Raw genomic sequence first — 16,196 nt, forward strand, 5'->3', positions numbered from 1 at the left:
AAGTGCTAACGCTGATAAGTGCTAACGCTGAATAGTGTTAACGCCGAGTAAAAAACATCAGCGAGAACAAAATCACTGATAACATAACCCACTGATATATCATTGAATTATTATCAGCATACTAGAGAGTTATGCCATTGCAGTTGATGGAGCACGAAAAGCCAATGGCATTTCAGCTTCATCTTCGAAAGTAATCAGCTCCCATGCACTTTCTTGCGCCAGAACTGCCTGCAATAGTTTATTGTTCAACGCATGACCAGATTTGAACGCAGTAAATGCGCCAATGATGTTATAGCCACACATAAACAGATCACCAATTGCATCCAGCATTTTATGGCGGACAAATTCGTCTTCAAAACGCAAGCCATCTTCATTAAGCACACGATAGTCATCAACAACAATCGCACAATCAAAGCTGCCACCTAAACACAACCCTTTAGATTGTAAGTACTCAATATCACGCATAAAGCCAAATGTACGTGCACGACTGATTTGACGAACAAACGCTTCTGCCGAGAAATCCAGACAGTAACGTTGAGTGCTTGAATCAATCGCAGGGTGATTGAAATCAATAGTGAAATCCAGGCTGAAACCATTATAAGGTGCCATCTCTGCCCACTTATCCCCCTCCTCCACACGCACGGTTTCCTTAATACGCAGGAATTTTTTAGATGTGTTCAGCTCTTCAATACCCGCATCCAACAGCAGGAAAACAAACGGGCTGGCACTACCATCCATAATGGGAATTTCTGGCGCATCAACTTCGATAATAATATTATCGATACCTAACCCCGCAAGCGCTGCATTCAGGTGCTCAACCGTTGAGATTCGCACGTCATGCTCATTTACCAAGCAAGTACAGAGCATAGTATCACGCACGGATTTTGCATCTGCCGGAAAATCAACCGGTGGATTCAAGTCAGTGCGGCGATAGATGACCCCGGTGTTAGCCGGTGCTGGGCGCATTGTTAGCGTGACTTTTTTGCCGGTATGTAGACCGACACCAGTCGCCTGAACAATACGTTTAAGTGTCCTTTGTTTGATCATCGTTTTATCTCGCAATGTTATCCATCCTGCCAACCACTATACACTATGATTGGCGGGCAAGTTTAGCACAAAAAGCGGAGAATCCAATTTTTTAGCTATTAATCGGCCTGTTTACGCAAAAATGCAGGAATATCCAAATAATCGGGCTCCTTGCTAGTTTGTACGCTTTGGTCATTCACCACTTTTGCTGCTGGTTTATTTTCTTCAGACAATGAAGACATACCGCCAGGCATTTGCTGATGACGGTGTTCCATTACACTTGACTGAGAAGACTTATTGGTAACCAACGTAATTTCAGGACGTTTATCCATACCAATACCCGTGGCAACCACAGTCACACGCAACTCATCATTCATGTCTGGATCCAGAGAGGTACCGATCACGACAGTTGCATTATCAGATGCAAATGCTCGGATCGTGTTACCCACTGTTTCGAACTCATCCAAACGCAGATCAAAGCCAGCAGTAATGTTAACCAGAACACCACGAGCGCCTGACAAGTCGATATCTTCCAGCAATGGGCTGGATATCGCCATCTCAGCAGCTTCTTCCGCACGATCTTCACCCTGCGCAATACCGGAACCCATCATAGCGTAGCCCATTTCGGACATCACGGTACGCACATCAGCAAAGTCAACATTCATTAGACCTGGACGCGTGATCAGTTCAGCGATACCCTGAACCGCACCTTTCAAAACATCATTAGCTGCGCCGAAAGCATCCAGGAGTGAAATGCCGCGGCCAAGTACTTTTAACAGTTTGTCGTTAGGGATAGTAATCAATGAATCTACATGCTTGGACAATTCAGTGATCCCTTGTTCGGCAAATGCCATACGTTTCTTACCTTCGAAATTGAAAGGCTTAGTCACCACAGCAACTGTCAAAATTCCCAGCTCTTTTGCAATCTCAGCCACCACAGGCGCGGCGCCAGTACCGGTACCACCGCCCATACCGGCAGCGATAAATACCATATCCGCACCATCAAGCGCAGTACGCAATGCATCCCGATCTTCTTGAGCAGCAGTACGACCAACTTCCGGGTTTGCACCCGCCCCCAAACCTTTAGTAATACCATTACCAATCTGGATAGTCTGGCCGACAGCAGTTTTACGCAATGCCTGAGCATCCGTATTTACTGCAAAGAATTCAACACCTTCGATGCGTTCACGCACCATGTGCTCAACAGCGTTACCGCCGCCGCCGCCGACGCCGATGACCTTAATCACCGCGTCATTGGTTAATTCTATTGGTTCAAACATAGTTTCTCTCCGCTTTATGCCTTTATATCGAGACTAAAAATAGATGTAGTCTCTGTATAAAATTAAAACTCTTTTTTCAGCCAGCTACTGACTCTCTTAAACCAACGGCTCACTGAAACATGTTTTTCAATATCCGCATCACCATTAAGATGAGAGGCTTTTCCGTAATGCAGCAACCCTACCGCTGTTGAATAATAGGGTTGCTGCGCATAGTCCGTCAGACCAGTAATATTAAGAGGTTGACCGATACGCACCTGAGCATGAAACACACGCTGAGCGCATTCAGCCAAACCATCAATCTGAGCACCACCGCCAGTCAAGACAATACCCGCCGCCAGATGGTGTTTAACCCCCTGCTGGCGTAACTGTTCCTGCAATCGCAAGATTTCATCATTCACTAAATTCAGTAATTCGATGTAACGCGGCTCAATGACTTCAGCCAACGTCTGACGCTGTAAGCTACGTGGTGGGCGTCCACCGACACTAGGTACCTCCACACTTTCATCTTTGCTGACCAACGAACCTAGTGCACAACCGTGGCGTACTTTTATCGTTTCTGCATCGCTTGGTGGCGTACCAAAGGCATAAGCAATATCACTGGTGACAACGTTACCGGCATAAGGAATAACTTTGGTATGACGCAGCGCTCCGCCGGTATACACCGCAATATCCATCGTCCCTCCGCCAATATCTACCACGCAAACGCCCAATTCACGCTCGTCTTCGGTCAAAACAGCATAGCTGGCAGCCAACCCGGAAAAAATAAGCTGATCGACTTTCAAGCCACAGCGTTCAACGGCTTTTGCAATATTCTTCGCCATATCATTATGACAGGTAATCAAGTGAACTTTCGCCTGCATACGTACACCGGAAAGCCCCACCGGATTTTTAATGCCTTCCTGATAATCGATAGCATATTCTTGCGGAATAACATGCAGTATTCGGTATTCATCACGTACACGAACTGATTTGGCAGTATGAACAACATTGTCCACATCTTCCTGAGTAACTTCCTCTTCGGAAATAGGAACCATCCCGATTTCATTCTGACAACTGATATGTTTTCCAGATAACGCCAGATAAACAGAGGAAATTTGACAATCTGCCATCAATTCAGCCTGATCGATAGCCCGCTGTACACATTTAACAACCGACTCTAGGTCGTTTACACCGCCTTTATCCATACCGCGGGATGGACAGCTTCCCACCCCGATAATATTAACCATACCATCGGGCAGAATTTCACCAACAAGGGCAGATACCTTTGCTGTGCCAATCTCTAGGCCAACTACTAATTTTCTGTCCGTCGATTTGATCATCGTTGTTCTGCCTGCCTCATATAATTATTGCCAGTAATTGTTTATTGCCCTTTGACCGGAGCATTAGGATCACCAATTGGTAAAGATGCCCAACCTACCGCGGCACCACTGTCATAACGCAAATCCACATAATCTACCCTTTTCTCTGTGTTCTGCTGTAACAGCGGATAAAGCTCGATAAAACGTTTAATACGGCCTGTTGTATCCATTCTTCCCAGCTTTAGCTGGATACCATTATCCAGAGTCAGTTGCCAGGAACGACGCGCAGTCATTGCCGTCGCTTTTAATTTCAGTTTATTGGCAGCGAGAAGTTTAGCCATGGCTCGGTAACCATCAAGTACTTCTTTTTCACTGCTTTGTGGGCCATAAAGCATCGGGAAATACCCTTTAGTTCCCCATTCAGCCGGAATGCTGAATACCTGACCTTCGGTATCCAGCATCTGTGTGTCATTCCAGCGCACATAAGGGATATATTCTACCAGATGAATTCTCAGTTCATCAGGCCACTGTTTACGGACAGTGACTTGCCTTATCCACGGCATCCGTTCAATTTGTTGCTGAATGATATTCACATCCTGCGTCATGAAAGTTCCCGGTTGCCCTAGTGACAAAATTGCCTGCCGGATATCATCGTTGGTAGTGTAGTGACGCTCACCCGTTACCACCAGTTTTGAAATAGGCAATCTGTTAGCATCTTTCATCCAGTTAAGGACGGCCAAACCTCCCCAAATAATGGTCCCAAGTACCATCAGGAAGAAGATAAGCCCTGCCAGGTAAGAGCCGTTACTAGGACGGGAACTGCTATTTTCATTATCCCGTCCCCTCACTTTCAGGGCCGCTTGAGACATATCAATCAGCCAACTCCAAAATCTTTACCACCAACTGTGAAAAACTTAATCCCGCCTGACGCGCAGCCATCGGCACCAAGCTGTGACTGGTCATCCCCGGAGAGGTATTCACTTCCAACAGATAGAAATCACCATCAGTATCCATCATGACATCAACTCGCCCCCAACCACTGCACCCAACTGACTGATAAGCTTTAAGCGCCAGTTCTGTCAATTGCTGCTCTTTTTCATCACTTAAGCCACTTGGACAAAAATATTGTGTTTCTTCAGACCAATATTTTGCATCATAGTCATAAAAAACAGCAGCGGGTTGAATACGAATAGAAGGCAAAGCCGTATCACCAAGGATGGCTACTGTGTATTCCGGGCCGTTCAACCATTTTTCTACCAGCAAGTCAACGTCATAACGAAACGCTGCCTCTAATGCGCCACGCAACTCTGAAATCTCATCAACCTTAGTCATACCAACACTGGAACCTTCCAGACTTGGCTTAACAATTAATGGCAAACCTAAACCTGCTACATATTCTTGGAGTTGAGAATCAGTCAATCGTTCAAATTGCTGAGAATTAATTGAAACATATGGCGAAACAGTCAACCCAATTCCCTGCCATAACTGTTTTGTCCGCAATTTATCCATTGACAGTGCAGAGGCCATCACGCCACTACCGGTATAGGGTAACTGCAAAAATTCCAATACACCTTGCAAAGTACCGTCTTCCCCACCACGCCCATGAAGCGCGATAAAGACTTTCTCAAATCCAGCTTCTTTAAGTTGAGTCACAGGAAAATCTTTTGTATCAACTGGATGTGCATCAATACCCGCTTCTCTCAATCCAGCCAACACGGCTTGTCCCGATAACAGCGAAACTTCACGCTCAGCGGAAGTTCCTCCCAACAGTACCGCGACTTTCTCAGCCATTGTGTTTTTCCTCATTCAAAGATGGCTGTAATTTCGTTTCAGCCAGATTACGCGCTATTTTGCCTATATTGCCGGCCCCTTGAACCAGAATTAAATCATTACCATCCAGCACCTGTGCCAATGCAGCGGTCACCTTTGCCGGATCAGAGACCAAAATCGGATCTAACTTACCGCGGCTACGGATAGTACGGCACAACGAACGACTATCTGCCCCCGGAATAACCACTTCACCCGCAGAGTAAACATCCAACATCAGCAATACATCTACCTGATTCAATACATTGGCAAAGTCATCGTACAAATCACGAGTTCGGGTATAACGATGAGGTTGAAATATCATCACAATCCGTTTATCCGGCCAGCCAGCACGAGCGGCTTTAATGGTTGCATCCACTTCCGTTGGATGATGACCATAATCATCAACCAACATCGCACTGCCACCTTTGCCGTTAACATGTTCCAGAGGAAAATTCCCCAAAAAATCAAAACGGCGCCCGGTTCCCTGAAAACCTGCCAACGCAGCCAAAATATCACTGCCAGAAATCCCCTCCTCAGTCGCAACAGCCACTGCCGCCGCCGCATTCAGCGCATTATGGCGACCCGGTGCATTCAATACGACTTTCAGATCCGCCATATCTTGACGACTAACAGTAAAATATCCCTGAGCACCTTTTTGCTGATAATGGGTGATACGTACGTCCGCTTCTTCACTAAAACCATACGTCGTGATATAGCGCCCAACACGAGGAATTAACTCTTTGGCAACCGGATCATCAATGCACATGACTGCACGTCCGTAAAAAGGTAGGTTGTGCAAGAAGTTGATAAACGTCTGTTTCAAGTTTTCGAAGTCACCATGATAGGTATCCATATGGTCTGCTTCGATATTCGTAATGACCGCCACCATCGGCTGCAAATGCAAGAAAGAAGCATCACTTTCGTCAGCTTCCGCAATTAAATAACGGCTACTGCCAAGACGAGCATGCGTTCCTGCTGCTTTAACTAAACCACCATTAACAAAAGTGGGATCTAAACCAGCCTGTGCATAGATGCTAGAAATCATCGCTGTTGTTGTCGTTTTACCGTGAGTCCCGGCAATAGCAATACCATGACGGTAGCGCATCAGTTCTGCCAACATCTCTGCTCTGCGAATAACCGGAATTCGGGCCTCACGAGCAGCAACAATTTCCGGGTTATCCGCCAAGATTGCGCTTGAAGCCACAACAACACTGGCATCCAGTATATTTTCAGGACGATGATTAAAATAAATCTGAGCGCCCAACTTAGTCAGTTGCCGAGTTACCGGGTTTGGGGCCAAATCAGATCCACTGATCTGATAACCTTCATTAGCCAACACTTCGGCGATCCCCCCCATGCCAGCACCACCAATGCCAACAAAGTGGATGTGCCTGACTTTTCTCATCTCAGGCACGAAAACTCTTAATTTCGCCAGTTGTTGTGTATTCACGTTTTCTTCTTCACTATATATGTTTGCTTCACCGCCCCTTTTAAGGCGGTCTAAATCATTTTTTTGCCGCATCGATTAATGCCGCCGATACTCGCTCAGTTGCATCAATAATTGCTGCTGAACGGGCTTTTTCCGCCATTTCCAGCAATTGCGGCCGTTGCCACTGAGTTAATAATTCGATTACTGCATCAACCGTAAATTGGGGTTGCTCCAATATTTTTGCTGCGCCAACCTTTTCTAGAGGTAACGCATTCCAGTATTGCTGACGATCTTTATGCTGAAATGGCACAAAAATCCCAGGTAATCCCGCCGCTGACACTTCACTAACCGTCAACGCGCCAGAACGACAAATCACCACATCAGCCCAAGCATAAGCTTGTGCCATATCGTCAATAAATTCAGTAATCTTATGTTCGCATTTAACTAAATTGTCATAGGCATTCTGAACACTTTCTTTAGCCCCTTTGCCTGTCTGATGCCAAAGAGTAATTTTATCACCCATACGGGCAGCAATTTCAGGCATTGCCTGGTTAAGAATTCTCGCCCCCTGACTGCCACCAACAACCAGAACTCGAATCGGACCTTCACGCCCTGTCAAACGTTGTTCAGGTATAGGCAGTGTCAACACATCTTCGCGAACAGGATTGCCAACAACGGGCGCTTTTGGAAATGCGCCGGGAAATGCTTGTAAAACAGTCGTAGCGATTTTAGCCAGCCACCGGTTTGTCAGCCCGGCAATACCATTCTGTTCATGCAATACAACCGGAACACCGCACATCCACGCAGCAATGCCGCCGGGACCAGAAACATATCCCCCCATGCCAAGCACGACATCTGGCTGATAGCGACGCATAATCGCCTTTGCCTGACGAATTGCTTTGAAAATCCGGACCGGGGCAGCCAACAATGCTTTGATCCCTTTACCTCGCAGACCAGAAATCTGAATAAATTCAATATCAATGCCATGTTTTGGCACTAAATCGGCTTCCATACGATCCGCTGTTCCCAACCAGAGAACGTCCCAGCCCTGGTCTTTTAAATGATGAGCTACAGCCAGACCAGGGAAGACATGTCCTCCAGTTCCACCTGCCATCACCATCAAACGCCGGGTTTTGCCACTCATCGGGGGCTCCTTACAAACGCTTGAGCTTTTGCCAAGCGTGTTTCAAAATCAATTCTTAATAGCAATACGATAGCTGTCGACATAATCAGCAAACTTGAACCACCGTAACTAATCAAAGGTAAAGTCAAACCTTTAGTCGGTAACATACCTGCGGCGGCCCCAACGTTAACCAGAGCTTGGAAACTAAACCAAATACCCACCGAACAAGCCAGAAAACCCGAAAAACGCTGATCCATCTGTAATGCGCGACGACCTATCGTCATTGCGCGAAAAGCGACGAAGAATATCATTAACAACACCAAAACCACACCTACGTAACCTAATTCTTCTGCCAAAACAGAGAAAATAAAGTCAGTATGTGCTTCCGGCAGGTATTCCAGTTTCTGTACTGAATTTCCTAGTCCTTGCCCTAAAAATTCCCCTCGACCAAAAGCCATCAAAGATTGCGTTAATTGATAACCTTTGCCGTATGGATCTTCCCAAGGATCCAGAAAGGAAGTTACACGGCGTATACGGTAAGGTTCAGCAATGATTAACAAAACCACCGCGAATACCCCTGAACCAATAATTGCTAGAAACTGCCATAATTTTGCCCCGGCCAGAAATAGCATTGCCAACGTTGTTACAAACAGTACAACCACTGTTCCCAAGTCAGGTTGAGCCAGAAGTAACACCGCTAACACGACCATCACGCCCATTGGCTTACAGAATCCCCAAAAGTTATTCCGCACTTCTTCTACTTTGCGCACCAAATAACTGGCGAGATAGCAAAATAGAGAAAGTTTCGATAACTCAGCAGGTTGAATTCTCAAAGGCCCAATGGCAATCCAACGCGATGCACCATTTACTGAATTTCCCACCACCAGGACAACCAGCAACAAAATAACGGAAATAAGCAGCATCAGATTGCTATAGCGTTGCCAGAAATCCATTGAGATACGCAATGTAATCAATGACAACCCGAAAGCCAGCAAGAGATAAATCGCATCACGCTTAGCAAACAGAAACGGATCTTCTGCAAGACGCTGCCCAACCGGCATCGATGCTGATGTCACCATAACAAAGCCGATAATTCCTAATCCGAGTGTCAGCCAAACCAGTGTGCGATCATACAACACCATATTGGCGGCATCAGTTTCACGGCCACCAATAACCCAGTCTTTTAATCTACTGAATCCCGGAATAGACATCAGCCCAACTCCTCTGCCAAGCGGGTAAACTCATGACCACGCTGTTCAAAATTACGGAACTGATCAAGGCTTGCACAAGCAGGAGATAACAGCACCATGTCACCAGCCACCAGACGCGGAGCAATATCACGTATCGCCTGTTCCATAGTTTCAGTCAATGTCGCTATTTCCGGGCGTAGTTGAGCCAACTGTTTTCCATCCCGACCAAAGCAGTAAAGCTGAACTTTATTCCCGCTCAGGAAAGGTTTAAGCGGAGAAAAATCTGCCGACTTGCCATCACCACCTAACAGCAAATAAAGCGAACCCTCCAGGTTCAGACCATCAAGCGCCGCCACTGTACTACCAACATTGGTCGCCTTAGAATCGTTAATCCAACGCACCCCGTTGTTCAGGCGAACAAGCTGGAAACGGTGGTCAAGTCCCGGATAAACCGTCAATGTTGCCAAACTGGCTTCACGAGGAATACCAACCGCATCAGCTAAAGCCAATGCAACCAACCCATTGACGTAGTTATGTCGTCCAGTCAGCTTAATTTCATTTGTCGCCAGCAGTGATTGGTTGTGAGCTTTCAAAAAAGCATTTTCACTATCAAGCTGGTAGTCACCACAATCGACACCAAAGCTGACACAACGGCTATCCATACCCGTTTCAGGCAGTGTCAAGGGATCTTGAGCATTCACAATGCATCTTTTCGCCTGACGATAAATCCTCAGTTTAGCTGCCCGGTACTGAGATACCCCCTGAGGATAACGATCCATATGGTCCTCAGTCACATTAAGCACAGTGGCGGCTGTTGCGTTCAGACTATATGTAGTTTCCAACTGGAAACTGGAGAGCTCTAAGACATAAAGCTGACAAGATTTCTTCAACAATTCTAATGCAGGTAGGCCAATATTACCGCCAACACCCACCTGCCAATTAGCCGCTTTCGCCATTTCACCGACAAGACTGGTAACGGTACTTTTACCATTAGAGCCGGTAATGGCGACTATCGGGGCTGTTGTTTCACGGCAAAACAACTCGATATCACCAACAATTTCAATACCTGCATTAGCCGCAGCCTGCAATTCCGCCGTTGCCAAGGCAACGCCTGGGCTTACAACAATCAAGTCAGCATCCATCAACCAGCCAACATTCAGGCTTCCACTGTGACACTCAACACCATCGGGCAGTTTATCCTTGCCGGGTGGTACCGCACGAGTATCTATCACATGAGGGATCACACCTCGTGCCATAAAAAAGTCAACACAGGAGAGACCCGTTAGCCCCAACCCGATAATGACGACTTTTTTACCCAAATAATCTGCCATGATTAACGTACCTTCAATGTTGCCAAGCCAATCAGCACTAGCATCAGAGAAATAATCCAAAAACGCACAATAACACGCGGTTCTGGCCAGCCTTTCAATTCATAATGATGGTGAATAGGCGCCATACGGAAAATACGCTGCCCGCGCAGTTTAAAAGAACCCACCTGTAAAATAACTGACAGGGTTTCCACCACAAATACACCGCCCATAATCACCAGTAGAAACTCTTGGCGTAGCAACACAGCAATCGTCCCCAGTGCACCACCTAATGCCAAAGAGCCCACATCCCCCATGAAAACCTGAGCCGGATAAGTGTTGAACCACAAGAAACCTAGTCCTGCGCCAACAATCGCAGTACAGACGATAACCAGCTCGCCAGCATGGCTCAGATAAGGGATATGCAGATAGTTAGCAAAATTGACATTACCTGTCGCCCATGCCACCAAAGCAAAACCCGCGGCAACAAAAACGGTTGGCATAATTGCCAAACCATCCAATCCGTCAGTCAAATTCACTGCATTACTGGTTCCGACAATCACAAAGTAAGTCAACAGAATATAAAGCACACCCAGTTGCGGCATCACATCTTTAAAGAATGGCACGACCAATTGTGTTGCCGGAGTATCTTTACCGAAACTGTACATTGCAAACGCCACCCCCAACGCCAGGACGGACTGCCAGAAATACTTCCAACGGGCAATCAACCCTTTAGTATCTTTGCGCACAACTTTACGGTAATCATCCACGAAACCAACAATGCCGTAACCAATCAGCACAATCAGCACGCACCAAACATAGGGGTTATTCAAGCGCACCCACAACAGTGTAGAAATCGTAATTGAAAGTAAAATCAGCAAACCACCCATCGTCGGCGTACCACGTTTGCTAAAGTGAGATTCCGGCCCATCATTGCGAACAACCTGCCCAATTTGTAATTTTTGCAGAAAGGCGATCATACGCGGCCCCATCCACAATGCGATAGCCAAAGCAGTCAGCAGGCTGACGATAGCCCTAAACGTCAAGTAAGAAAAGACGTTAAAGCCGGAGTGATATTTGACCAAATATTCGGCCAGCCAAACTAACATGTAAAGCTCTCCTGTAATGCGTGGACAACATCTTCCATTGTGGTATTACGCGAACCTTTAACTAACACTGAAAAGACTTTGTGTTGTTGTAATAGTGGAACCAATGTTGCGATCAATGCAGCTTTATCCGCAAAATGCTGACCACAACCGCTCGCTTCACTAACATGAATACTTAATTCGCCCACACTGAACACACTATCGATACCGCGAGAAGCTGCGGTTTCACCAATCTGACGATGGTAATCTGCTGACTGTTCACCCAATGCCCCTATATCGCCAACAACCAGCACTCGGTAACCCGGCATCTGTGATAACACCTGAACTGCAACGGTCATTGAACCGACATTGGCGTTATAAGTATCATCAAGCAGCAATTTTCCTTCTGCCAGATTGATTGGAAACAACCGCCCTGGTACCGCTTTCAGCTCAGACAAGCCCAAACGGATATCTCGCAGGGTTGCGCCAACAGAAATTGCTAACGCACTGGCCGCTAACGCATTGGCGATATTGTGTTTTCCAGGCAACGGCAAATTGATTTCTGTGCTACCAATAGGCGTATGCAGACAAAAATCCGTAGTCAGTTGTTTAACCTGAACATCTGTAGCGTAAAAATCAGCACCTGATGCTTGTTGCATGGAAAAACGCTGTACTGTTTTGTCGCCAATAACCTGCTGCCAGTGAGTCCAATCATTGCTTTCCATATTGATAATGGCCGTACCTTTCTCTGAAAGACCGGTAAAAATCTCGCCCTTAGCTTTTGCAATACTCGCCAGAGAGCCAAAATCCGCTAAGTGCGCAGCAAACAGGTTATTGACTAATGCCGTTTCCGGCCGAACCATTTCTACGGTATAGGCAATTTCACCAACATGGCTTGCACCTAATTCAACCACAGCAAACTCATGTTGTTCTGTCAGCCTGAACAATGTCAGCGGCACACCGATATCATTATTCAGGTTACCTGCGGTATAGAGCGTATTGCCACATTGGCGCAAAATCGCTGCGGTCATCTCTTTTACCGATGTTTTGCCGGACGACCCCGTCAACGCAACAACACGGGCATTACTCTGCTGGCGAACCCAACTCGCTAATTTACCCATTGCTAAACGAGTATCTTTAACCACGACCTGTGGAAAGTTAATATCCAATACGCGGCTGACGAGCAAAGCACTGGCACCGGCTTTTACAGCATCAGCAAAAAAGTCATGAGCATCAAAACGCTCACCTTTCAAAGCAATAAACAGACTGCCATTTCCAACCTGACGGCTGTTTGTAGTCACATCACTGATACAAATATTTGCAGCCTGCTGTTCAGTCACCTGATTTAATACGCCATCCGTTACTTGCGCCAGTTGTTGCAAAGTGAGGGAAATCATGCAATCACCCCCAATAACCGAGCAACAGTCAACCGGTCTGAGTAATCTAAGCGGCGATGGCCAACCAATTGATAATCTTCATGGCCTTTACCCGCTATTAATACAACATCATCTGCTTTTGCCTGCATAATAGCGCTGGTTACCGCTTCAACACGGCCATGAATCGCTATCGCACTCCCCGGATCAAGAAAACCCGTCAAAATATCAGCAACAATTACCTGTGGTTCTTCATTACGCGGATTATCATCAGTAACAATCACATAATCGGCCCACTGCTCTGCAACGCCCCCCATCAATGGGCGTTTACCTTTATCACGATCACCACCACAACCAAAAACACACCAAAGCTTACCTTGACAATGCAAACGTGCAGCCATCAAAGCTTTTTCCAGCGCATCAGGTGTGTGAGCATAATCAACAACGACAACTGGTTTGCCCGGTGCAGTGAATACTTCCATTCGTCCACAGACAGGTTCCAGGCAGGAAGCTGTTGCAAGCAGTTTTTCCAGCGGATAATCCAAAGCTAATAAGGTGGAAAGCGCCAACAACAGGTTGCTGACATTAAATGCTCCCATCAGGGCGCTATCAATTGTACCGCCTCCCCAACTGGACTCGAAGGTAATGGATACCCCTTTATCGTGATACTTTATTTCATGCGCCGCTAACCAACGCCCCTGCCAATTTTCCGGCAGACAGTTTTCCATCGTCACAGCAACCGCTTGCGGTAAACGGGACAACCATTTCAATCCAGTCTCATCATCAGCATTAATGATTTGTTGCTTCACATTATGAGTAGAAAATAACAGCCATTTAGCGGCTTCGTAGTGTTCCATATCACCGTGATAATCGAGATGATCACGGCTCAAATTAGTAAACACTGCCGCTTCAAACGGCAACGCAGCTACACGCCCCTGAACCAGTCCATGAGAAGAGACTTCCATTGCCGCAAAAGTCGCCCCTTGCCGAACAAGTTGTTGCAAATCCAGTTGAATATCAACAGCCGAGCCTGTGGTATTTTCAGTTGGCGCCACATGCCCCAGTAAACCATTACCGACAGTTCCCATCACGGCACTGGTTTCCCCCAATCCGTGACTCCACTGAGCAAGTAATTGGGTAGTGGTTGTTTTACCATTGGTTCCAGTTACACCAATCAAGTGCAATTTATCACCAGGGTGACAATAAAACTCACCAGTTAACTGTGACAACTTATTATTCAAATCGTTCACATAAACAACCGGAACACCGTGCATAATCTGTACGGTTCCGCTATTGGCCTCGCCCCGGGCTTCTGCAATAACCGCCGCAACCCCTTGTGCGATGGCTTGAGGAATGTAGTCTCGACCATCTGCCTGGTGCCCTTTAATGGCAACAAACAGATCTCCGGCAGCCGATTTACGGCTGTCCAATGTCATTTCGCGTAACGCACGCACTGGGGCGTCAATACCCAATGGCGCAAGTAAATCGCGTAGATTACGATCTGCCACCTGTATCCTCTTTCTTATTAATCACAAATTCGTTTTTATCACCTGCCGCCAAAGCATCTGGCTCCACATTCATGATGCGTAGAACACCCCCCATGATGGTGCCAAATACCGGCGCAGAAACCGCACCACCGTAATACTTACCTGCCTGTGGCTCATTAATAATCACAACCAGTGCAAATCTTGGATTACTTGCAGGGGCAACACCTGCGGCGTAAGAGATATATCGACTAGCATATTTGCCATCCGGCCCAACTTTCTTAGCTGTACCCGTCTTGATTGCAATCCGATAACCTTTTATCGCAGCTCGCACTCCGCCGCCGCCGGGCAGAGCCACACTTTCCATCATATGAACGACTGTGCGCATAATTGGTTCAGGAAATACTCTTGTGCCTGGCACAGGTGGATCAACTTTGGTAATTGACAGAGGACGATAAATACCCAAACTACCAATCGTTGCATAGACCCGCGCTAACTGTAATGGTGTTACCATCAGCCCATAACCGTAAGAAAAGGTCGCTCTATCAAGATCTGACCACCGTTGTTTTCCTGTTGGATATAAGCCACTGCTTTCTCCAACCAACCCCAGATTGGTCGCCTTTCCTAACCCAAAACGTGAATAAACATCCACCAATTCTGTCGCGGGCATCGCCAACGCTAGCTTAGAAACACCGACGTTACTCGATTTTTGTAAAATACCAGTGATAGATAATTCCGGATAACGGGATACGTCTCTGATTTCCTTACCGCTTATCCTATAAGGTACTGTATTAATAACGGTATTTTCTTTGATGATACCATCATTCAGCGCAGCCATTACCACCATCGGCTTAACAGTGGAACCTGGCTCGAAAATATCGGTGATAGCCCGGTTACGCATTACTTCTTTTGGCGTATTGATGCGATTATTTGGGTTATAAGATGGGCTGTTTGCCATTGCCAGCACTTCTCCGGTATTAACATCCACCAACACCGCTGTACCGGATTCTGCTTTATTAAAGGCCACCGCATTGGTTAATTCGCGATAAACCAGCGCCTGTAAACGTTCATCAATACTCAATACCAGATTGTGTGCCGCCAGACTATCCACAGATGAAATATCTTCGATAACACGGCCAAAGCGATCTTTGCGTACAGTCCGCTCACCCGGTTGCCCCGTCAACCAACGATCAAAACTTTTTTCTACGCCTTCAATACCCTGACCATCAACGTTGGTCACGCCAATAATATGTGCCGTTACCTGACCTGACGGATAATAACGCCGGGATTCCTGACGCAAATAAATTCCCGGTAATTTCAGTTTATGAATATAATCGCCAACTGATGGGTTAACCTGACGCGCTAAATAAACAAAACGGCCTTTTGGATTAACGCTAACTTTGTCAATAAGCTGCTCAAGAGGCAAATTAATGGCATCAGATAAAGCTTTCCAGCGGGTATCACCCGTAATTCCCCCTTGTTCAAATACCTCTTTCGGATCTGCCCAAACAGCATTGACTGGAACGCTAACAGCCAGAGGTCGGCCCATTCGGTCACTGATCATACCGCGAGCGGTAGGGACTGATTGCACGCGCAGGGAACGTAAATCACCTTCTTTAACCAGTTGATCAGGATTGATGACCTGCAAATAAGTCACTCTCAACAATAAGGCAATTAAAGCTACAGCAATCCCCCCGCATAACAAAGCAAAACGCCAGCTAACAAAACTGGCTTTTTTATCTTCTTGCCTTTTTAACTTCACGGGGCGTGCTGCTTTCATCTCTTACCTTTT

Annotated in this window: 13 protein-coding genes; all 13 read right to left on the minus strand. The window is 46.5% G+C overall.

Going from position 1 to position 16,196, the window contains the following annotated elements; translation table 11 throughout:
* Positions 1-129 precede the first annotated feature (129 nt).
* The 13 genes from lpxC to AACQ83_RS15845 all read right to left on the minus strand — a co-directional run bounded on the left by lpxC (position 130) and on the right by AACQ83_RS15845 (position 16,184).
* The gene (gene lpxC / locus AACQ83_RS15785; RefSeq protein WP_112878542.1) at positions 130-1,047 is read right to left on the minus strand and encodes a UDP-3-O-acyl-N-acetylglucosamine deacetylase; all 918 of its coding nucleotides are present in this window, start codon (positions 1,045-1,047) and stop codon (positions 130-132) included.
* A 98-nt stretch (positions 1,048-1,145) separates the two neighbouring features.
* The gene (gene ftsZ, locus AACQ83_RS15790) at positions 1,146-2,306 is read right to left on the minus strand and encodes a cell division protein FtsZ (RefSeq protein ID WP_112878543.1); all 1,161 of its coding nucleotides are present in this window, start codon (positions 2,304-2,306) and stop codon (positions 1,146-1,148) included.
* 62 nt (positions 2,307-2,368) lie between these two features.
* Positions 2,369-3,625 (minus strand): cell division protein FtsA, encoded by a 1,257-nt coding sequence (gene ftsA, locus AACQ83_RS15795; RefSeq protein ID WP_011147813.1) that lies wholly within the window; start codon positions 3,623-3,625, stop codon positions 2,369-2,371.
* A 41-nt stretch (positions 3,626-3,666) separates the two neighbouring features.
* A complete protein-coding gene (gene ftsQ, locus AACQ83_RS15800; protein WP_112878544.1) occupies positions 3,667-4,473 on the minus strand; it encodes a cell division protein FtsQ in 807 nt (268 codons plus the stop codon).
* Position 4,474: 1 nt separating this feature from the next.
* Complete coding sequence (locus tag AACQ83_RS15805) at positions 4,475-5,395, minus strand: D-alanine--D-alanine ligase (RefSeq protein ID WP_112878545.1); 921 nt, start codon at positions 5,393-5,395, stop codon at positions 4,475-4,477.
* Positions 5,388-6,863 (minus strand): UDP-N-acetylmuramate--L-alanine ligase, encoded by a 1,476-nt coding sequence (gene murC / locus AACQ83_RS15810; protein WP_112878577.1) that lies wholly within the window; start codon positions 6,861-6,863, stop codon positions 5,388-5,390. Before murC ends, AACQ83_RS15805 begins: the two co-directional genes overlap by 8 nt.
* Positions 6,864-6,918: 55 nt before the next feature.
* Positions 6,919-7,986 (minus strand): undecaprenyldiphospho-muramoylpentapeptide beta-N-acetylglucosaminyltransferase, encoded by a 1,068-nt coding sequence (gene murG, locus AACQ83_RS15815; protein WP_112878546.1) that lies wholly within the window; start codon positions 7,984-7,986, stop codon positions 6,919-6,921.
* Entirely contained in the window at positions 7,983-9,176 is a 1,194-nt protein-coding gene (gene ftsW / locus AACQ83_RS15820) for a cell division protein FtsW (RefSeq protein WP_112878547.1), read from the minus strand. Before ftsW ends, murG begins: the two co-directional genes overlap by 4 nt.
* Positions 9,176-10,486, minus strand: coding sequence for a UDP-N-acetylmuramoyl-L-alanine--D-glutamate ligase (gene murD / locus AACQ83_RS15825; protein WP_112878548.1), 1,311 nt, complete (start codon positions 10,484-10,486; stop codon positions 9,176-9,178). The genes ftsW and murD overlap by 1 nt, the downstream gene beginning before the upstream one ends.
* A 2-nt stretch (positions 10,487-10,488) precedes the next feature.
* Positions 10,489-11,571, minus strand: coding sequence for a phospho-N-acetylmuramoyl-pentapeptide-transferase (gene mraY / locus AACQ83_RS15830; protein ID WP_011147820.1), 1,083 nt, complete (start codon positions 11,569-11,571; stop codon positions 10,489-10,491).
* The gene (gene murF, locus AACQ83_RS15835) at positions 11,565-12,944 is read right to left on the minus strand and encodes a UDP-N-acetylmuramoyl-tripeptide--D-alanyl-D-alanine ligase (RefSeq protein WP_112878549.1); all 1,380 of its coding nucleotides are present in this window, start codon (positions 12,942-12,944) and stop codon (positions 11,565-11,567) included. The genes mraY and murF overlap by 7 nt, the downstream gene beginning before the upstream one ends.
* The gene (gene murE, locus AACQ83_RS15840; RefSeq protein WP_112878550.1) at positions 12,941-14,428 is read right to left on the minus strand and encodes a UDP-N-acetylmuramoyl-L-alanyl-D-glutamate--2,6-diaminopimelate ligase; all 1,488 of its coding nucleotides are present in this window, start codon (positions 14,426-14,428) and stop codon (positions 12,941-12,943) included. The genes murF and murE overlap by 4 nt, the downstream gene beginning before the upstream one ends.
* Positions 14,415-16,184: a peptidoglycan glycosyltransferase FtsI gene (locus AACQ83_RS15845; protein ID WP_112878551.1), complete on the minus strand. Its 1,770-nt coding sequence runs from the start codon at positions 16,182-16,184 to the stop codon at positions 14,415-14,417. Before AACQ83_RS15845 ends, murE begins: the two co-directional genes overlap by 14 nt.
* Positions 16,185-16,196 lie beyond the last annotated feature (12 nt).

The sequence above is a fragment of the Photorhabdus sp. S10-54 genome (genome assembly GCF_963878145.1).
GTDB classification, from domain to species: domain Bacteria; phylum Pseudomonadota; class Gammaproteobacteria; order Enterobacterales; family Enterobacteriaceae; genus Photorhabdus; species Photorhabdus kayaii.